The sequence below is a fragment of the Halomonas litopenaei genome (assembly GCF_017303055.1).
In the GTDB taxonomy this organism is placed as follows: domain Bacteria; phylum Pseudomonadota; class Gammaproteobacteria; order Pseudomonadales; family Halomonadaceae; genus Halomonas; species Halomonas litopenaei_A.
Map to the genome: position 1 here is coordinate 197,259 of NZ_JAEKJT010000003.1, position 20,064 is coordinate 217,322.

Consider the following 20,064-nt stretch of genomic DNA (forward strand, 5'->3'; position numbering starts at 1 on the left):
TTGTCCTTGTGGATGGGTGGCGATGAGCGTCCACCCTGACTATATAGTGGACGCTGTTTCCAAACTCTGCCTACTCCGTTGTCGACTCCTGGGCGAGGGAGGCAAAGTAGCCGGAGATTTCTGTCGCCACACGGCGCACGTCCGACTCAGAGATCCCGAGGTGCGTGACCAGACGCGTGCGGGGCCTGACGGCGACAAGAATGCCTCGCTCGGCCAGATATCCTTCCAGCGCCGCGCAATGGGGGGCCGGCACATCCATGAACACCATGTTGGTCGCTTGTCCGAAAACGCCGATACCGGGGACCGCCGCCAGCCACTCCGCCAGTTGGCGCGCGTGGCGATGGTCGTCAGCCAGCCGCTCCACATGGTGATGCAGGGCATGGCGACAGGCGGCGGCGAGCAGGCCCGACTGGCGCATGCCGCCGCCAAGCGTCTTGCGCCAACGCCGAGCCGAGTCAATGAAGCGCTCACCTCCCAGCAGCAGTGACCCTACCGGAGCGCCAAGGCCCTTCGAGAAGCACAGCGATACCGAGTCAAAACCTGAACACAGCTCCGCCAACGACTTCCCGGTGGCAACGCTGGCATTGAACAGCCGAGCACCATCGAGGTGACATGCGAGACCTCTGTCCGCCGCAAGCCCGGTGACGGCCGCCACATAGTCCTGGGGCAAGACTCGGCCTTGAAAGGTATTTTCCAGGGCAATCAAGCGCGTGCGCGCGTGGTGGATATCATCGCCCTTGATCGCCGCAGCAATGTCATCCAGGGCGATACGCCCATCAGGCTGCTGGGCCAGCGGCTGCGGCTGAATGCCTCCCAGGACGGCGGCACCGCCCCCCTCATCGCGGTAAATGTGCGACGCCTGCCCGGCAATGACTTCGTCTCCTCGCCCGCAGTGCACCAACATCGCGGTGAGGTTGCTCTGGGTGCCAGAGGGGAAGAACGCCGCAGCCGCAAAGCCGGCGCGATCGGCCACCTCCGACTCGAAGGCAGTGACGCTAGGGTCATCCCCCCACACATCATCACCCACCGGCGCAATCGCCATGGCATCGCGCATGGCATCGGTGGGCTGCGTCACAGTATCACTACGTAGATCGATCATGGCGTTATCCCCGCATTGGCTGCTCGTATGCTCGAGTATGCCAGCCCGGCTGCACTGTGAGCACTGTCATCACCGCCACGCGCTGCTTCATCTCAGTGCCTCGGCCAGGACGACGGCCACGTGGCGAGCCTCCCGTGCGGCGCCATCGCGAATCTGGTGGCGACAGCTGGTACCGTCAGCCACGATCAACGCCTCCTCGTCCTCTCGCACGGCGGGCAGCAGCGATAGCTCCGCCATCTGCATGGAGGCGTCGAAATGCTCGCGTTCGTAGCCAAAGCTACCGGCCATGCCACAGCACGATGACTGGATGGTGTTGACCTCAAGGCCGGGAATCCATGACAGCACCGTCTGCACCGGCGTCAGCGCGCCAAAGGCCTTCTGATGACAGTGCCCATGCAGCAGCGCACGCGGCGTGGCCAACGGCCCCAGTGCCAGATTCAGGCGCCCGGCATCCTGCTCCCGCACCAGAAACTCCTCGAATAGATAGCTGGAGGCTGCCAGACACTTGGCCGCCTCACCAAAGCCAAATCCCAGGAACTCGTCCCGCAGCGTGAGCAGACACGATGGTTCGAGCCCGACGATGGCGACGCCTCGTTCGACGTAAGGCGCCAGCGCCTCCAAGGTTCGCCTGGCTTCCTGCTTGGCGCGATCTACCTGGCCGCTGGCGAGATAGGTTCGACCACAGCACAGCGGTCGGCGATCAGGCCCCCTGGCCAGCGTCACCTGGTAGCCCGCTGCTTGCAGCACCCGATGAGCCGCCACCGCATTGTCGGCTTCCATGTAGTTGTTGAAGGTATCCACAAACAGCACCACTTCGCCGCTCGTGGCACCCTCACCCGCCGCCATGTCCGCCGTGTGTCCGACCATGTCGTCCAGGTAGTCCGACGTCACTCTGGGCAGGGCACGCTCCTGCGCCAGGCCAAGAGCACGCTTGAGCGGGTTGGCAACCCACGACACCTGCTCGATGGCGGCCACCAGTGGAGCCAGGCGCTTCAGCATGGGCGCTCGTCTGGGCAGGTCACCGATCAACCGCTCGCGTAGGCCGATCCCGTGCTGCGCCACCCGGGCGGCACGTGCCTCTATCTTGATCCTGGCCATGTCGACACCGGTAGGACAGTCGCGCTTGCAGCCCTTGCACGAGACACACAGGTCGAGCGCTTCCTTGACCTCATCGCTGGCCAGGCCGTCGCGACCGAGCTGGCCGGACAGCACCAGGCGCAGGGTATTGGCACGCCCGCGGGTCAGGTGTTTTTCATCTCGAGTGATGCGATAGCTGGGACACATGGTGCCAGCGTCAAACTTGCGGCAATGGCCGTTGTTGTTGCACATCTCTACCGCACTGGCGAGCCCTCCCGTGCGGTCGCTTCCAGTGCCGGGTGCCGTCTGCTCGCCGTTCATGGGGTCCCGTTCAACGTTCCACGGAGACCAGTCGAGTACCGGCGTCACCTCGATGCGCTGGTAGTCCGGGGGAAACCGGAACAGACGAGAGTCGTCCATCTTCGGGGTATCGACGATCTTGCCGGGGTTAAGCAGGTTCGACGGATCGAACAGTCCCTTGACCTCACGAAAGGCGTCGTTGAGTGTCTCGCCAAACTGCCAGGCCACCCATTCGCCGCGACAGATGCCGTCGCCGTGTTCCCCGGAGTAGGCGCCCTTGTAGGCCTTGACCAGGGCCGATGCCTCCTCGGCGATGGCCCGCATCTTCTCAGCTCCGTCACGACGCATGTCGAGAATGGGACGGACATGCAGCGCACCGACACTGGCGTGGGCATACCAGGTGCCCTCGGTGCCATGGCGATGGAAGACCTCGGTGAGCTTGTCGGTGTACTCCGCTAGATGCTCAAGTGGCACCGCACAATCTTCGATAAAGGACACCGGCTTGCCGTCGCCCTTCATGCTCATCATGATGTTCAGCCCAGCCTTGCGCACGTCCCACAGTGCCTTCTGGGCGCTGGGCTCCGGCATGTCGACCACACAGTCCGGCAGACCCAGGTCGGCCATCAGCTCATTTAGCCGGGCCAGGTTCTTCAGCAGCTGCTCCCGGTCCTCACCGGCGAACTCCACCAGCAACACGGCTTCTGGCTTGCCGATCAGGGCTTTTTCAATGACAGGGCGAAATGCCGGGTTTTCCAGCGACAGCGAGATCATGGTGTGGTCCACCAGCTCCACCGCCGTCGGTGACAGGGTCACGATGTGCTGGGTCAGGTCCATGGCCTGATAGAAGGTGGGGAAGTTCACCACGCCCAGCACCTTGTGCTGGGGCAATGGTGACAGCTTCAGGGTCAGCCGTCGCGTCACCCCCAGGGTGCCCTCGGAGCCCACCAGCAGGTGCGCCAGATTGGCGTGTCCATCGGCCTCGTACGGCAGCGGGTTCTGGCAGTCGAACAGGTCCAGGTTGTAGCCCGCCACCCGCCTGAGCACCTTGGGGAAATGCTCGCGAATACGCTCACGCTCACGCCGCGCAATCATCTCGACGCGCTCTGCCAGCATCGCCGCCCGAGAGCCGGCGACAAGCTCGTCAACTCGCCCGAAGTGCGCTTCTTCGCCATCGGCCAGCAGCACATCCATCGCCTGGACGTTGTGCACCATGTTGCCGTAATGAATCGAGCGCGAGCCGCAGGAGTTGTTGCCCGCCATGCCGCCCAGGGTGCACTGGGCGCTGGTGGAGACATCCACCGGAAACCACAGGCCATGGGGCTTGAGCCAGGCGTTGAGATGATCAAGCACCATTCCCGGCTCCACCACGACGGTGCGGGCCTCCTTGTCGAAGGACACCACACCGTTGAGGTGACGGCTGACGTCGACCACCAGGGCCTCGCCCACGGTCTGGCCACACTGACTGGTCCCCCCGCCCCGGGCTAGCACCGGAATCCCCTCATCCCGCGCAATGTCGAGGGTCAGCGCGAGATCATCCTGATGGCGCGGGATCACCACCCCCACCGGGGTGATCTGATAGATCGAGGCGTCGGTGGAATAACGACCGCGACTGGCGGCGTCGAACAGCACCTCCCCCTTCAACTCACGCGCAAGGCGCTTGGCAAAGCTCGGCAGAGGCTGGATGCGAGCGTTTCGGGGCGTGACAGTAGACGTCAACGAATTCATTACCCTCTCCTCAGCAACCTGGCTGGACCGCCGGCGTCAACGCCGCCGGCGGGCGGATGGTGGCTCAATCGCGAGCCAGGCGGGCCACGTGTGGCGCCGGGTTCTCGGAGAAGTACGCCATGGCGGCCTCGACGCCGCTGCCGGCGAGGCTCACCCCGGAGAGCTTCAGCCCCATCTCGCAGCCGGCCAGGGTCGCCATCAGCGTCAGGTCATTGCAGTCACCCAGATGGCCGATTCGGAACATGCGTCCCTTGGCCTTGCCAAGCCCGGTGCCGAGCGACAGATCGAAGCGCTCGTAGATCAGCTTGCGCACGGCATCGGCGTCGACGCCCTCCGGCATCACCACGCCGGTCAGCACCGGCGAGTAGACCTTGGGGTCCTGGCACTGAATCTCGAGTCCCCAGGCGTTCACCGCCGCACGCACCCCCGCCGCCCAGCGTTGATGGCGGGCCAGAACGTTATCCAGCCCCTCGTCCAGCAGCATGTCGATGGCCTCGTTGAGGCCGTAGAGCAGATTGGTATTGGGGGTATAGGGCCAGTAGCCGCCCTGGTTGGCTTCAAGGATCTCGTCCCAGGCCCAGAAGCTCTTGGGCAGCCGCGATTCGCGACTGGCGGCCAGGGCCTTGTCGGAGATGGCGTTGAAGCTGATGCCCGGCGGCAGCATCAGTCCCTTCTGGGAGCCGGAGATCGTGACGTCGACCCCCCACTCATCGTGGCGATAGTCGGCGCTGGCAAGCCCCGAGATGGTATCGACCAGCAATAGCGCCGGGTGGCCGGCGGCATCGATCGCCCGGCGCACCGCGGCGATATCACTGGTCACACCGGTAGAGGTCTCGTTGTGTACCACACAGACCGCCTTGAGCCGGTGCTCGGTGTCATCTTTGAGGCGTGCCTCGATCATGTTGGCATCGACACCATGGCGCCAGCCTTCAGCGCCAGGCATCCCGATAAACTCAGGCTCCAGCCCCAGGCGACGCGCCAGGCGCTGCCACAGCGAGGCAAAGTGCCCGGTCTCGAACATCAGCACCGGGTCTCCTGGAGACAGCGTGTTGGCCAGAGCCGCCTCCCAGGCCCCGGTGCCTGACGCCGGGTAGATCACTACCGGGCCATCGGTCTTGAAGATCTTGCCGACCTTGCCCAGCAATTCGCGCCCCAGCGCACCAAATTCGGGACCACGATGGTCGATGGTCGGCAGGCTCATGGCACGCAGGATGCGATCCGGTACCGGCGAAGGACCGGGAATCTGGAGGAAGTGACGTCCGCTGGGATGATAGTCGAGATTCAGCATGTAAGGCCTCCTGGCCAGGCGTCGCACTGGGCGACACCTGGATAGCTGTGAGGGCACCAAGAGCAAGCGCGCCCCTCTTGGAATAACTTGTAATAATGAATGCAATTTTTATGGCGACACCGCCCCACCGATTCGGCGACATGCCAGACACTAGCGGCCGATCGCGGAGGTGTCGGTGTCAGCGCACGGCGCCTTGCTGGCGCAGCGCGTCGATCTCGTCTGCTGCCAGCCCGATCTCCCCCAGCACCTCATCGGTGTGCTGGGCAAACAGCGGCGCCGGCTGGCGAATCGCCAACGGGGTCGCCGAGAACTTGCTGGGAAAGCCCAGGGTCTTCATTCGCCCCATGGTGGGATGATCGACTTCCAGCACCATCTCGCGGGCCAGGTAGTGTTCGTCGTGCATGGCCTGGTCGAAGTCGTTGATCGGCCCGGCCGGCACCCCGGCGGCGTCACAGCGTTCGAGCCAGTAGGCGCGATCCTGTTGCCCGAGAATGTCCTCGAGGATGGCTTCCAGTGTCTCGACGTTGGCGCCGCGATCGAGGTTGGTCGCGAAGCGCTCGTCGACCATCAGCTCGGGGCGCTCGATGACGTCTTCGCAGAAACGCTCCCAAGTCCGCTGGTTGGCGCAGCCGAGCATCATGTAACCATCGCGAACGCGCATAGCTTGATAAGGCGCCGACACCCGGTGTCGCCAGCCGGTTGCCTGCGGCACTCGGCCCTCGGAGAAGTAGGCGCCCGCCTCCCAGGTGAACCAGGGCAGGCCACACTCGGCAATGGCGATATCCAGGTGCTGGCCTTCACCACTGCGCTGACGGTGGATGTAGGCCGCCAGGATCGAGTAGATGGCGGTCAACCCGGCGCCGATATCGTAGACGGCGACCCCGGTCTTGAGCGGACGTCGACCTGGTTCCCCGGTCATCGACATCAGCCCGCTCATGCCCTGGGCCACCAGGTCGAAGCCGCCCTTGTGACGCGACGGGCCGGTCTGGCCATAGCCCGAGATCGAGCAATAGATCAGTCCCGGGTTGATCGCCTTGAGGCTGTCGTAGTCGATCTTCAGGGACTGGGTGACGCCGGGTCGGTAGTTCTCGACCACCACGTCGGCTTCCTTGGCGAGGCGATAGAACACCTCGCGGCCCTTTTCTTCTTTCAGGTTGAGCGAAATGCTCTTCTTGTTACGGTTGATCTGGGCGAAACAGGTCGATTCGTCCTCGACGTAGGGGCCCATCTGGCGGCTGTCGTCGCCGCCGTTGGCCTTCTCGACCTTGATCACCTCGGCGCCCATGTCACCCAGCACCATGGTGCAGTAGGGGCCGGCCATGATCTGCGAGACGTCGAGTACCTTGATCCCATCGAGTGGCAGCATTGTGAGTCTCCTTGCCTCAGGGCCTTAGTGACCCTGCCAGCGGAAGGGTGTCTTGTTGACGAACTTGTCGACCGCGGCCTTGAAGTCGCGGCTGGTGTAGCAGGTAGCAATCCAGTCGTCGCTGGCGTCGAAGGCCGGGCGGCGCGCCTCGATCACCCGCTGGATCACCTCCTTGGCCGCCCGCACGGTCAAGGGAGCGCGCTCCTTGAACGCCTGCGCGCGCTCGACCACCGTCGCCTCGATGGCCTCGGCGTCGACGACCTCGCCTACCAGTCCCAGGGCCAGGGCCTCCTCGGCGCGTACCAGCTCACCCGCCATCAGGACCTGCTTGGCCCGGGCGATACCAGCGTGCTCGACCAGCCGCGAGACGTTGGTGATCGACAGGCAGTTGCCCAGGGTCCTGGCGATGGGAATGCCGAACTTGAGCGTTGGCGTGGCCAGGCGGAAATCACAGGCCAGGGCGATGGCGGCGCCACCACCGACACAGAAGCCTTCCAGCAGCGCCAGCGTCGGCAGCGGCAGGTTCTCCACCCGCCCGACCACTCGGTCGATGCGACGCTCGTAGGCGATGGCATCCTCACCCTTGTCGAAGGTGGCGAACTGCTTGATATCGGTGCCGGCGACAAAGGCTTCGCCGCCGGCGCCGCGCATCACCACCGCGACCAGCTCTGGATCGTTCTCGATGGTCTCGCAGTGAGCCTCGAGCTGGTCGTACATCTGCCAGGTCATGGCGTTGCGACTGGCGGTGCGATCGAAGGTCAGCCAGGCGACGCCGTCTTCACTGTGGTAGTGCACCTGGCCTTGATCGTTGTCGCTCATGTCATTGTTCTCCTTTAGGTGGTCGCGATCACACGCCGTAGATCAGGTTGACCAGCGCCAGGGCCACGGCGGGCACGTAGGTGTTGATCAGCAGGATCACGAACAGCACCGCCAGGAACCACAGGTTGGTGCGGGTGGTGGCCCAGATGTCGGCCTTGGCGATGGAGCAGGAAGCGATCAGCACGCTGGCTACCGGAGGCGTCTGCTGGCCGATGGCCAGGTTCAGCGTCACGATCAGGCCGAAGTGCAGCGGGTCGATGCCCACCGCGGTGACCAGCGGCAGCACGATGGGCACCACCAGGATGATCGCCGCCGCCGAGTGCAGGAAGATGCCCAGCACCAGGAAGATGACGTTCAGAAGCGCCAGTACCACGTACTTGTTGTCGGTCATCTCGGCGATAGAGTTGGCCAGCTGCTGAGGAATCTGGGTCTCGGTGAGATACAGACCGACCACCGCCGAGGATGCCACCAGCAGCATCACCACCGCCGTCTGGACACCGGCGTCGAGACAGGCTTTGTAGAAGATCTTGAGGCTGAACTCGCGATAGATCACCGCACTGATGAAGATCGCCACCACCACCGCCAGCGCGGCGCCTTCTGTCGCGGTGACGATACCGCCGAAGATGCCGCCGAGGATGATCACCGGAATCAGCAGCGCCCAGATGGCGCCCTTGAAGGCCTTCCACAGCCGCGATGCCTGGAAGTTCTGCTCCGCCGGCAGGTTGTGACGACGCGCCAGGTAGTAGCACATGGCCGCCAGACCCAGGGCGCCTAGCAGGCCCGGGAAGATACCGGCGACAAACATCTTGACCACCGACTCGCCGGACATGACCGCGTAGAGAATCATCGGGATCGAGGGCGGCAGGATGATCGCCAGACTCGCCGCCGAGGACGAGATGGCCGCGGCGAACTCCTTGGAGTAGCCCTTCTTGCGCATGGCCGGAATCAGGATCGAGCCGATCGCCGAGACACCGGCGACGGCAGAGCCCGAGATCTCGGCAAAGAAGATCGAGGCGCCGATGGTCACCATGGCGAGACCGCCCTTGATAAAGCCGACCATGGCAGACGCCAGATCGATCAGACGGCGCGAGATGCTCGAGGCGTTCATGATGGCGCCGGCCAGGATGAACAGCGGAATCGCGATCAGCGGGAACTTGGTGGCACCGTCGAACATCACCATGCCGACGTTGGGCAAGGCCAGGGTGCCGTAGCTGGCCACGGTGGCCAGGGCGCCGACAAGACCGAGGGCGATGGCCACCGGCACGTTGATCAGTATCAGCCCGATCAGGCCGAAGAACATGGACGCGATGATCATGGGGTTCTCCTCGGCATCTGACCTTCAGGCATGGCGGGCGGGTCATCGCTGCGCACGTCATCGGCCAGCACACCGGCCTCTTCGAGTTCGTGATCGACGAAGCCGGCTCCCTTGGCCGCCCGGATAACGTCGGGGAGCCTGAGCAGCTGGGCGAGAATGAACATGGCGGCTCCGATCGGGATCACCGACTGGGTAAACTGCACCGAGATGCTGGGCAGGCTCACCAGCGTGGACCCCTCGAGGATCTGTACCACCTGAAAACCGGTGACGCCGAGCAGCACGAAGAAGCCAATGGTGATCGCCTCGGCGAGCAGCGCGATAGGCAGGCGAATGGATGGCGAGACCATGTTGATCACACTGGGACAGGCGATGTGGGCGCCCTTGAGGGCGGCCAGGGCGGCGCCGTAGTAGGTCAGCCAGGCCAGTCCGATGGAGGCGACCTCGTCGTACCAGCTGAAAGGAGAGCCCAACAGACGTGACGCGAACCCGATGGTCACCACCAGGGTCAGCGCCAGCACATTGAGAAAGACGATGACCTCCAGAAGCTTCTGGTAGGCCGCGGAAATGGTGGTAAGCACAGAGCATCCCTCCGAAGGTGGATGCGGCCTCACCAAGGGTGGCAAGGCCGCAGTGGACAGGCGTTATTCGCGCAGTGCTTCCACCCGCGACAACAGTTCCTCACCCCCTTCCACCTCGGCGGCGAACTTCTCGTAGATACCGCGAGAGCCCTCGACGAAGGCGTCGGTGTCGACCTCGTTCACCTCCATCCCTTCTTCTTCCATGGTGCTGACCAGGCTTTCGTCCAGCGCGGCGCCCTGCTCCAGTGCGAAGGCCTCGACCTCTTCGGCGGTCTCGATCAGTACTTCACGGACATGCTCGGGCAGGCGGGTCCAGCTGGCACCGGCCAGCACATAGGCCGGCGAGTAGACGTGGTTGGACAGCGACAGGTAGTCCTGGACCTCCTGGAAGCGCTGGGAATAGATCTGTACCAGCGGGTTTTCCTGACCGTCCATGGCGCCGGTCTGCAGCGCAACGAAGGCCTCGGACAGCGCCATGGGCGCCGGCGATGCGCCGTAGCTCTTGAACATCTCGACCCGCCACACACCGTTGGGGGTACGCAGCTTGATGCCATCGAGATCCTCGGGGACCACGATTGGGCGGACGTTGTTGGTGATCTGACGGAAGCCGTTCTCCCAGATGCCGATGATGCGGTAGCGCTTGTCTTCGGCCACGGGGTAGAGCACATCGCGCAGCACCTCGTCGCGGACGCGGGCGAGGTGCTCCCGATCCTCGATCAGGTAGGGCATCTCGAACAGCGAGAATTCCGGCGCCACGCTGCTCATGATCGAGGACGGCAGCGACAGATCGATGGTGCCGAGCTTCAACTTGTTGAGCATCTGCTCGTCGGAACCCAGCTGGCTGGAGCCGTAGGTGACCACCTCGGCCTCGCCTTCCAGCCGCTCGTTGGCCAGGCGGGCAAATTCGTTGGCGGTCTTCTCGAACAGCGAACCTGGCCCACCCACATGGCCAAACTTGATCTGCACTTCGTCGGCCTGAGCGGTGCCGACGCCTAGCGCCAGCACGGAAGCGGCCAGTACGGTCTTCAGCAGTTTCATAACCCTCACTCCGAATTGTTGTTGTCCTGCATGGTCTGGCGGAGGGCGCGGGATAACGCCCTGGAGGATGGCGCATCGGGAGCTGGCGTGCTCCTGTCACGCCTGCTTCAACCGGCGTCGTCGGGGCAAACTCTCGATGGACCACTGGAAGAATGGATACATAATTCAAAATTAGGTATTATACTTTTGTCTTTGCCTAACTCGGCTTTATCGAAAAAAATAGAATAAATATCAATTACTTAAAGATTGACAGGGCTAGACCAAGGATGCCATGGCGCTGGCCGCCAAGCGGAAGATGCCGAAGAGGCCGGCAAAACAAGCGGAGAAAAAGACAAGCGGATAAAAAGACAAGCGGATAAGGCGGGAAGCAAAAAGCAGAGTGGGGAACAGGAAAAAGGCAGATACAGAGAGAAAAGGAAGATGAACCCAAGAATCGACGGGAACACGGGAAAGGGGCGCACTTCTTCCACAAAAGGCGGCTCTTTCACCGTGATTCCACTGTGACAGGTCGTCCGGGACGAGCCCGCTCAGGACGCCGAGTCGTCTCCTGGTTGCAGGCCTGCCTGCCAGCCTTGCGCGCAAATCCCCGCTATCGCCGCCGCCTGATCCTCAGCGGACGATGCACCGCTGACGCCCACGGCACCGACAATGCGCTGCTCTTCATCGAGTATCAATACGCCGCCGGCGACGGGCACGAAGCGTCCCTGTGCCGCATCCGCCACGGACGCCAGAAAGGCAGGCCGTTGAGCGTTACGCTCTCCGGTGACACCGCTGGCTACGCCGACCCCGAGGGCGGCATAGGCCTTGCCATTGGCCACCGCCCAGCGTAGCGGACTACAGCCGTCTTCACGCTCACCGACCACCAGCTGGCCGCCGCCATCCAGCACCACCGCCGTCAGCGGAGGCATTCGCTGTTGTCGCGCATGTTCGAATGCTGCATCCAGAATGCCTCGCGCCAACTGCCGCGGAATCTGAACCTGTGCAAGAAATACGTTCCCAGCCATCACCCCTCCATCACATCATGTTTTGTATGGAACCTCTGCCAGCACCTGTCGCACTCGCTTTATTTGAATAATGAATTCATAATACCGAAAACGGTGGCCGTCAACTGCGGTATCCTGCATGACATCCAGCACACGCCACCGGCTATCGCCTGCTGACACCCTTCACCGACCTTTTGATCCAGGGACTCGAGACATGGAAAAGATTCAGCCGCGCAGCCTCTACCTGGAAGTCGCCGACCGGGTACGCGATCTGATCGAGCAAGGCAGTCTGCTTCCCGGCGAGAAGATTGCCGAAAAGGAGCTGTGCGAGAGTTTTGGCGTATCACGCACCCCGCTGCGCGAAGCGCTCAAGGTGTTGACGTCGGAGGGGTTGGTCGAGAACCTGCCCAATCGCGGTTCACGAGTCGTCAGGCTGACTCGCCAGGGGGTCAAGAACACCTACGACGTTATGGGTGCCCTTGAAGGACTGTCCGGCGAACTGGCCTGCCAACATCTCAGTGATGAGGATGTCGAGCAGATTCGCGCGCTGCATCAACGCATGTTGAATCACTACCGCAACGGGGAGCTAGCCCCCTACTTCGAGGTCAACCAGCAGATTCATGAGCGCATCCTGGCCGCATCGAACAATGATGTGCTTATCGAGATGTACAACAACTTGAGCCAGCGGGTAAAACGCATTCGTTATAGTGTCGAAATGGGACAAGCCAACTGGGCCAAGGCGGTCGCCGACCACGAGGCCATGCTGGAAGCCATCGATGCACGGGATGGCAAGCGCCTGGGCGACATCCTCAGGGCCCACCTGGGCCACAAGCTGGAAGTGGCAACCGTCAGCGGCATCATCGACGAAGAATAGGGGTTCCGGGACGGCGTGGAAGGGTGTCTGCCGTCGTCTCGGCACTTAGGAAACGCTGAATAAATGTTTCGAGCGATGACAGGTCGGTAGCTGCCGGAGCGCAAAGACCGGAGTTTAGGAAGCGCTGAATAAATCAGCCGAGCGGCATGAGGCGCCAGGCGCCCGCAGCGCAGAACCCGGAGCCTATGGGGTATAGGTGAGGAGTTCGAGCAGCGCGTAACGCAGCGAATCGGCGGCGTAGGCATTTATGCAGTGTTTCCTTTGCATGCGGTTAAATGAGGATCTTGAGCACCGCCAGCAGCCGAGATGTCGAGCGCAGTAGTTTATGCAGTGTTTCCCTTACCACTCTTCCAGCCGCATGGCCGAGCGCTCCAGGCGCTGATCCTCTGCCTCGATCTCCCGCAGCATGTCACCGATGGTAGACAGATGCTCCAGCGCCACTCGGCGCGCTAGCTGCGGCTTGCCTTCCACCACCGCCCGGTGCAGACGGGCATGCTGGCGATTGATCATGTCTCGTGCATCCGGCCGATGATAGAGGTGCTTCACCGAGGCAAACACTGAACTCAGCAGCAGGTCGGTCAGGCTTTGCAGCGTGTGCGCCAGCACTGGGTTGTGCGACGCCTGACAGATCGCCAGATGGAAGGCGTGATCGAGACGCGCCAGACGCTCGACTTCAATGTCCTGGGTCCCACTCACGTAGTCCGCCATCTCCCGGTAGCGCCGGGTGATCAACACCCTGTCCGAGGCGGTCCCGCGACTGGCGGCCAGACTGGCCGACTCCCCTTCCAGCAAGGCGCGCACTTCAAGCAGGTCATACAGGGTTCTGGGGTGCTCGCGAAACAGGTGCATCAAGGGGCTGGCGTGGGGGGCTTCCACCAGCGGGGCGACCTCGGATCCCCTTCCCTGCCGGGTCACGATCACGCCCTTGCTGCGCAGCGTGCCCAGCGCCTCGCGCAACGACGAGCGCCCAACCCCCAGCCGCTCGCACAGGCGGCGTTCAGAGGGCAACAACTGCCCTGGCCGAAAGACACCATCCAGAATCAGCGTCTCAAGTTTTGCGGCGATCGCCGCCGAGGTGTTGCTCGGTGCGAGTCGCTCGTCCCGGTCCCACATATCCGCGTAGCCCCTCACCTCTGTCCCATGTGTCGTCCGCCGGTCAGTCGTTTGCCGATCTGATCATGGACGGAAGAGAAGCGCCAGCGCTACAACAACTGGTCAGACCAGCAAACCAACTGGTGGACAGCAGGACCGATAGCACGCAGATTGTAGTGCAGACAATAACCATCAAGTACGCACGACCGTGCTAGCTGAGGCGAACAAGCATCATGAACATCCTCTACGACGAACGCCTGGACGGCGCCCTGCCGCGCCGCGACAGGCAGGAAGTCCTGGCGGAGCTTTCTCGCGTTGCCCCTGATCTTACCCTGTTGCACCGTGAGGAAGACCTGCGCCCCTTCGAATGTGACGGCCTTTCGGCCTACCGCGTCCTGCCCATGCTGGTGGCCCTGCCCGAGCGCCTGGACCAGGTCGAGGCCCTGCTCAAGCAATGCCGCGCGCTCGGCGTACCGGTGGTGACCCGGGGAGCAGGCACAGGCCTGTCCGGCGGCGCCCTGCCGCTGGAGCAAGGGGTGCTGCTGGTCATGTCACGCTTCAACCGCATCCTCGACATCGATGCCGACGCTCGCGTCGCGCGTGTGCAACCGGGGGTGCGCAACCTGGCCATCTCGGAAGCGGCCTCGCCCTTTGGGCTTTACTACGCGCCGGACCCCTCCTCCCAGATTGCCTGCTCCATTGGCGGCAATGTCGCCGAGAACGCGGGCGGTGTGCACTGCCTCAAGTACGGCCTCACGGTACATAATGTGCTGAAGCTGGAGGTGATGACCATCGAAGGCGAGCGCATGACGATCGGTTCCGAGGCGCTCGACAGCCCAGGCTTCGACCTGCTGGCGCTGATGATGGGCTCCGAGGGCATGCTCGGAGTGGTCACCGAAATCACGGTCAAGCTGCTGCCAAAACCCGAAACCGCCAAGGTGCTGATGGCGAGTTTCGACGACGTCGAAAAGGCGGGTGCCGCCGTGGGCGATATCATCGCTGCCGGCATCATTCCTGGCGGCCTAGAGATGATGGACAACCTGGCCATACGCGCCGCCGAGGACTTCATCCGAGCCGGCTACCCGGTGGATGCCGAGGCGATCCTGCTATGCGAGCTCGACGGCGTCGAGGCCGACGTCGACGACGATATCGAGACCGTGCGCGGTGTTCTCGCCAAGGCGGGTGCCAGTGATGTCCAGCTGGCCCGCGACGAAACCGAGCGAGCCAAGTTCTGGGCAGGTCGCAAGAACGCGTTTCCCGCCGTCGGGCGCATGTCGCCGGACTACTACTGCATGGATGGCACCATCCCCAGGCGTGAGCTTCCGCGAGTGCTCATGGGCATCAGCGACCTGTCGCAGCAATATGGCCTGAAGGTGGCCAACGTGTTTCATGCCGGCGACGGCAATATGCATCCGCTGATTCTGTTCGACGCCAATCGTGAAGGAGAGCTGGCCACCGCCGAGGCACTGGGCGGCAAGATTCTTGAGCTGTGCGTGGAAGCGGGCGGATCGATCACCGGCGAGCATGGGGTAGGCCGCGAGAAGATCAACCAGATGTGCGCCCAGTTCGACAGCCTGGAAATCTCTACCTTCCATGCGGTCAAGGCAGCCTTCGACCCCGACGGTCTGCTCAACCCTGGCAAGAACATCCCGACGCTGGCGCGTTGTGCCGAGTTCGGAGCGATGCACGTGCACAACAACGAGCTACCGCATCCAGAGCTGCCCAGGTTCTAGCCATGACAGCTACACGACCGTCACGGCGCTGGCCCGCTGTGCCCGATCAAGGTTCAGAGCGATGCACGTGCACAACAACGAGCTACCGCATCCAGAGCTGCCCAGGTTCTAGCCATGACAGCTAGGCGACCGTCACGGCGCTGGCCCGCTGTGCCCGATCAAGGTTCAGAGCGATGCACGTGCACAACAACGAGCTACCGCATCCAGAGCTGCCTCGGTTCTCGTGAACCGGTCATCGCCGTATAGCGCGACTGCACGGATGTTTGTTTCTCTTTTGCCGGAATGCAGGTACCCGCATGTCCAACAACGATGTTTTTTGTTCTGCTGCCGACAGCCTTCCCGCCCTGTCTGAGGCCGTTGCAGCGGCCAGCAGCGCTCATCCCATCCGTATCGAAGGTGGCGGCACCAAGTCCTTCTATGGCCGCCCCGTGGAAGGTACGCCGGTATCCACCCGCGAACACCGTGGCATCACCAGCTACGATCCGGTCGAACTGATTGTCTCGGTGCGCGCCGGCACCCCGATCGCCGAACTGGAAGATGCACTTGCCGACCAGGGCCAGATGCTGCCCTTCGAGCCACCTCACTTCGGCAGCAACGCCACCGTGGGTGGCACCATCGCCACCGGGCTGTCCGGCCCACGCCGTCCCTGGGCAGGCTCGGTGCGCGATTTTGTGCTGGGACTGCGGGTGCTCGACCACCAGGGGCGTGAGCAGCGCTTCGGCGGTGAAGTCATGAAGAACGTGGCCGGCTACGACCTGTCACGCCTGATGGTCGGCGCCCAGGGCACGTTGGGGCTGATTACCGAAGTGACGCTCAAGGTGCTGCCGAAGGCCACCGCCAGCGCCAGCCTGCGTCTAGAGATGAGCCAGCAAGATGCGCTGCAGCGCCTGGCAGAGTGGGGCCGCAAGCCACTGCCGCTGAGTGCAGCCGCCTGGCACGCTGGCGCCCTGCACGTGCGCCTGGAGGGCGGTGAGAGTTCGGTGAAGGCGACCGCCAGCATGATCGGTGGCGACACGCTGGAGCCAGGCTTCTGGAGCGAACTCAAGGAGCTGTCACTGCCCTTTTTTGCGGCCTCGGACGCGCCGCTATGGCGGATCAGTCTGCCGACCAACAGCGCCATGCTCAAGCTCGACGGGGTTGCCCCGGATACCCTGCTGCTCGACTGGGGCGGCAACCAACGCTGGCTGAAAGGCGCGGTCGATGCCCATGAACTACGCGCCGTTGTCCAGCGCGCTGGAGGGCATGCCAGCTGTTTCACACCGGGCGCTGCCGAGCCCTTTACCCCGCTCTCCCCAGTGGTCGCCAAGTACCACGAGCAGGTAAAGCGCCAACTCGACCCCGACGCCATCTTCAATCCGCGTCGGCTGTATCCGGACTGGTAATGCGCCCCTGGCGCGCCAAGCGATTGCCACAGGCGACCTGTTTCATCGCAAGACTGCAGTGACGCTGCAAGCCTTGACCACGACTAGCGGATAACAACATGCAGACGCATTTCACCGAACAAGATCTCGAGAAGCCTCACCTGCGTGAGGCGGACAGGGTACTGAGAAGCTGCGTACACTGCGGCTTCTGCAACGCGACCTGCCCCACCTACCAATTGCTCGGCGATGAGCGCGATGGCCCTCGCGGGCGTATCTACCTGATGAAGGAGATGCTCGAGAGCCCAGCTGACGACCAGCGCATCACCGAAGAGACGCGGCTTCACCTGGACCGTTGCCTGACCTGCCGCAACTGCGAGACGACCTGTCCGTCAGGCGTCGAGTACCACAAGCTTCTGGATATCGGCCGCGCCGAGATCGAACGCCGGGTGCCGCGCTCCACCGCCGACAAGGCGTTGCGCTTCGGTCTGCGCAAGGCATTGGTCGAGCCTGCTCGCTTCAAGGCGCTGCTGTCGCTCGGCCAGACCTTCAAGCCACTGGTCCCGGGCGCGCTCAAGAGCAAGATGCCGCCTCGTCCGGTCGATGCAGGCATCCGCCCCACCCGGCGACATGAGCGGCAGATGCTGATCCTGGAAGGCTGCGTTCAGCCGGGCCTGTCGCCCAACACCAATGCCGCTACTTCCCGCGTGCTGGACCGGCTAGGCATCGCGCTGACCCCGGCACCGGAGGCAGGCTGCTGCGGCGCCATCGACTTTCACCTGAACGCCCAGGAAGCCGGACGCGAGCGAGCCAGACGCAATATCGACGCCTGGCTGCCTCACCTTGACGCCGGTTGCGAGGCCATCATCCAGACCGCCAGCGGCTGCGGCGCCTTCGTCAAGGAATATGTCGAAGTGCTCGCCGACGACCCTGACTATGCCGAGAAGGCACGTCGGGTCAGCGAGGCCGCCAAGGACCTGGTCGAGGTGCTGGGACAGGAAGACCTGACCACTCTCGACGTGCGCGCCGACCAGCGCCTGGCCTTCCATTGCCCCTGCACCCTGCAGCATGCCCAGAAGCTCAACGGCGCGGTGGAAACGGTACTGACCAGGATGGGCTTCACCCTGACACCGGTGCGAGATGGGCACCTTTGCTGCGGCTCCGCCGGGACCTACTCGATCACCCAGCCCGAACTGTCGCTCCAGTTGCGCGACAACAAGATGGACGCGCTGGAGGAAGGCAAGCCGGATGTGGTCGTCACGGCGAACATTGGGTGCCAGACCCATCTTGCCTCCACCAACCGCACCCCAGTGCGCCACTGGATCGAGATCGTCGACGAGGCGCTGGTCAGACAGTCCCAGAGCGCCTAGACTGAAAACGAAAATATTTTCCACATTTTGAACTAACTGTAACAACAGGAGCCACCATGCCGACCAAGCCTTACCTCGACCAGTCTCAGGTCAATGCCATTCTTGATGCCGCGCAACAGGAAGCCGACGCCAACGGCTTCGCCGTCACCATTGTGGTCAGCGACGACGGCGGTTATCCGCTGGGTCTGCGCCGCCTCGATGGCGCAGCGCCCTTCAGCGCTGACGTTGCCATGGCCAAGGCACGCTCCGCCGCCATCGGCCGCAAGGACACCCAGATTTTCGAGGACATGATCAACGGTGGCCGCAATGCCTTCCTGTCGGCGCCCATGCAGGGCCTGATGTCAGGCGGTGTCCCCGTCATGATCGATGGCCAGGTGGCAGGCGCCGTGGGCATCTCCGGGGTCAAGCCCGATCAGGACATCCAGGTGGCCAAGGCTGGCGCCGCTGCCATCGCGTAACACGCCGTCGCCGACAGCTGGATCCACCACCGCCGCCGCTTCTGGCGGCGGTGGTGCTTGTGACTCACCGAAGTGCTGACACGGAAGGTCCCATGCCACTTCTGCCCTTTCTCGCGCCGCTGGGTGCCGTGCTGATCTGGTCCGGCAACATGACCATCAACCAGCTGACTGTAGGCACCATCTCTCCCAGCAGCATCGCCTTTCTACGCTGGGTGCTGGCCGTACTCGTGATGACTCCCTTTGTCTGGCCACGATTGTGGTCAGAGCGACGGCAGGTCATCCAGCATTGGCCAAGGCTCGCGCTGCTCGGTCTGCTTGGCATGGCACTCTGGCAGGGCCTTGCCTACGTGGCAGCGGCCACCACCAGTGCCACCAACATGGGCATTCTAGCCGCCATGGTGCCGCTGCTGACCATTCTGCTCAGTGCGCTGGTGCTGCGAGAGGCGCCGACCTGGGGTGGATGCATCGGTGGCCTGCTGGCATTGATCGGGGTGCTCTGGCTCTTGAGCCAAGGCCGACTCGCTACCCTGGCAGCGCTGGAGGTCGCCCCAGGCGATGCCCTGATGGTGGTGGCCGCCATCTGCTACGCGCTGTATGGCGTCATGCTCAAGCGTTGGCCGCTCCCCATCTCCCCCTGGGTCATGCTCTACGGCCAGGCGCTGTTCGCGGTGATCGCGCTGTTGCCTTTTTATCTGATGGGACCCATGACCCCCATTGATTCAAAAAATATAGGACTGATCCTGTACGCAGGCATCCCTGCGTCCATCGTCACCACCTACCTGTGGATGCTGGCCATTCGACAAATTGGCGCCAGCAGAGCCAGCATATTCATCAACCTGATGCCGCTATTCAGCGCCCTTATCGCCATGTCCTTCCTTAGTGAAACTCTTTCGTGGCACCACCTTAGCGGTGGCGCGCTAGTGCTTTCCGGGGTTCTCCTGGCGCAGACCTTGCGTCGCCCCATCGGCCTAAAATCCCCTGTTACCTAGGGGACATACCTGCCGTTGTCGCCATAACAGTGAACAATACTTAGACTTAGTTATCAGGCTTATTTGCATTTTCAGATCAGGTTGTATAGCTTTAGTACAACCGCTGAGCACAGGACGCCGGCGGTCCACTGCACCCACCAGCGACGAGAGGTTCACCATGAAACATATCGTCAAGGCAGCAGCACTGATGAGCGCCATGGCGTTGTTTTCCAGCATGGCCCTGGCAAACCATCATGAGGAAAGCGATGCACAGGAAAGTGGCGTCGACTCTTCCAATAATGTCACCGAGCAGCACGATGCAAGCGGCCAGCATGGCAGCGATGCCATGAACACTGATGAGCCGATTGTCGAGGACGGTGGCGTCGACTCTGCCAACAGCACAGAAGGTGCTGACGACGGCATGACTCAGACCCAGCCGACCGGTGACCTGGCAGAAGACAGCGGCGTCGACTCTGCCAACGACACCGAATAAACGCGCCCTGCCAAGGACGGCATTTAGCGGCACGGACATGCCGCGGGTCGGCGGCCAGGACGGCCGCCAGTGGTTCCAGGACGGAACCGCAGGAGCAGGAGGCTCCACGACGAGCAGACGGACTCGCTCA

Annotated in this window: 17 protein-coding genes; 7 read left to right on the forward strand and 10 right to left on the reverse strand. The window is 63.0% G+C overall.

Features of this window, described 5'->3' with window-relative positions; genetic code table 11:
- Positions 1–70: 70 nt before the first annotated feature.
- From ltaE to JF545_RS05020, 9 genes are all read right to left on the reverse strand, one after another.
- Positions 71–1,099 carry a low-specificity L-threonine aldolase gene (gene ltaE / locus JF545_RS04980; RefSeq protein ID WP_206939871.1) on the reverse strand — a complete coding sequence of 343 codons (1,029 nt, stop codon included), beginning with the start codon at positions 1,097–1,099 and terminating at the stop codon, positions 71–73.
- An 87-nt stretch (positions 1,100–1,186) separates the two neighbouring features.
- A complete protein-coding gene (locus JF545_RS04985; RefSeq protein ID WP_206939873.1) occupies positions 1,187–4,201 on the reverse strand; it encodes an FAD-binding and (Fe-S)-binding domain-containing protein in 3,015 nt (1,004 codons plus the stop codon).
- Between the two features lie 64 nt (positions 4,202–4,265).
- Positions 4,266–5,489: a pyridoxal-phosphate-dependent aminotransferase family protein gene (locus tag JF545_RS04990; protein WP_206939875.1), complete on the reverse strand. Its 1,224-nt coding sequence runs from the start codon at positions 5,487–5,489 to the stop codon at positions 4,266–4,268.
- A gap of 178 nt (positions 5,490–5,667) precedes the next feature.
- Positions 5,668–6,855: a CaiB/BaiF CoA transferase family protein gene (locus JF545_RS04995; RefSeq protein ID WP_206939877.1), complete on the reverse strand. Its 1,188-nt coding sequence runs from the start codon at positions 6,853–6,855 to the stop codon at positions 5,668–5,670.
- A 24-nt stretch (positions 6,856–6,879) separates the two neighbouring features.
- Complete coding sequence (locus JF545_RS05000; protein WP_206939879.1) at positions 6,880–7,674, reverse strand: enoyl-CoA hydratase/isomerase family protein; 795 nt, start codon at positions 7,672–7,674, stop codon at positions 6,880–6,882.
- 28 nt (positions 7,675–7,702) lie between these two features.
- Positions 7,703–8,989, reverse strand: coding sequence for a TRAP transporter large permease (locus JF545_RS05005; protein WP_206939881.1), 1,287 nt, complete (start codon positions 8,987–8,989; stop codon positions 7,703–7,705).
- A complete protein-coding gene (locus JF545_RS05010) occupies positions 8,986–9,567 on the reverse strand; it encodes a TRAP transporter small permease (protein ID WP_206939883.1) in 582 nt (193 codons plus the stop codon). Before JF545_RS05010 ends, JF545_RS05005 begins: the two co-directional genes overlap by 4 nt.
- Before the next feature lie 63 nt (positions 9,568–9,630).
- Positions 9,631–10,605, reverse strand: a complete 975-nt coding sequence (locus JF545_RS05015) for a TRAP transporter substrate-binding protein (protein ID WP_206939885.1) — start codon at positions 10,603–10,605, stop codon at positions 9,631–9,633.
- A 527-nt stretch (positions 10,606–11,132) separates the two neighbouring features.
- Positions 11,133–11,609, reverse strand: coding sequence for a GlcG/HbpS family heme-binding protein (locus tag JF545_RS05020; protein WP_206939887.1), 477 nt, complete (start codon positions 11,607–11,609; stop codon positions 11,133–11,135).
- 193 nt (positions 11,610–11,802) lie between these two features.
- Here JF545_RS05020 and JF545_RS05025 point away from each other — a divergent pair, with 193 nt between their 5' ends.
- Positions 11,803–12,462 carry a GntR family transcriptional regulator gene (locus JF545_RS05025; protein ID WP_206939889.1) on the forward strand — a complete coding sequence of 220 codons (660 nt, stop codon included), beginning with the start codon at positions 11,803–11,805 and terminating at the stop codon, positions 12,460–12,462.
- A gap of 339 nt (positions 12,463–12,801) precedes the next feature.
- On the opposite strand, the gene glcC is transcribed toward JF545_RS05025, so the two are convergent.
- On the reverse strand, positions 12,802–13,575 hold the full coding sequence (glcC, locus tag JF545_RS05030) for a transcriptional regulator GlcC (protein WP_206939891.1): 774 nt from the start codon (positions 13,573–13,575) through the stop codon (positions 12,802–12,804).
- A 212-nt stretch (positions 13,576–13,787) separates the two neighbouring features.
- Between glcC and glcD the strand changes: the two genes are divergently transcribed.
- The 6 genes from glcD to JF545_RS05060 all read left to right on the forward strand — a co-directional run bounded on the left by glcD (position 13,788) and on the right by JF545_RS05060 (position 19,934).
- Positions 13,788–15,287, forward strand: coding sequence for a glycolate oxidase subunit GlcD (glcD, locus tag JF545_RS05035; protein ID WP_206939892.1), 1,500 nt, complete (start codon positions 13,788–13,790; stop codon positions 15,285–15,287).
- 296 nt (positions 15,288–15,583) lie between these two features.
- Positions 15,584–16,669, forward strand: a complete 1,086-nt coding sequence (glcE, locus tag JF545_RS05040; RefSeq protein ID WP_206939894.1) for a glycolate oxidase subunit GlcE — start codon at positions 15,584–15,586, stop codon at positions 16,667–16,669.
- A 98-nt stretch (positions 16,670–16,767) separates the two neighbouring features.
- Positions 16,768–18,015 carry a glycolate oxidase subunit GlcF gene (gene glcF, locus JF545_RS05045; RefSeq protein ID WP_206939896.1) on the forward strand — a complete coding sequence of 416 codons (1,248 nt, stop codon included), beginning with the start codon at positions 16,768–16,770 and terminating at the stop codon, positions 18,013–18,015.
- 56 nt (positions 18,016–18,071) lie between these two features.
- Positions 18,072–18,473, forward strand: a complete 402-nt coding sequence (locus JF545_RS05050) for a heme-binding protein (RefSeq protein ID WP_206939898.1) — start codon at positions 18,072–18,074, stop codon at positions 18,471–18,473.
- Between the two features lie 92 nt (positions 18,474–18,565).
- Positions 18,566–19,462, forward strand: a complete 897-nt coding sequence (locus JF545_RS05055; protein ID WP_206939900.1) for a DMT family transporter — start codon at positions 18,566–18,568, stop codon at positions 19,460–19,462.
- A 157-nt stretch (positions 19,463–19,619) separates the two neighbouring features.
- The gene (locus JF545_RS05060) at positions 19,620–19,934 is read left to right on the forward strand and encodes a hypothetical protein (protein ID WP_206939902.1); all 315 of its coding nucleotides are present in this window, start codon (positions 19,620–19,622) and stop codon (positions 19,932–19,934) included.
- The last annotated feature ends 130 nt before the right edge of the window (positions 19,935–20,064 follow it).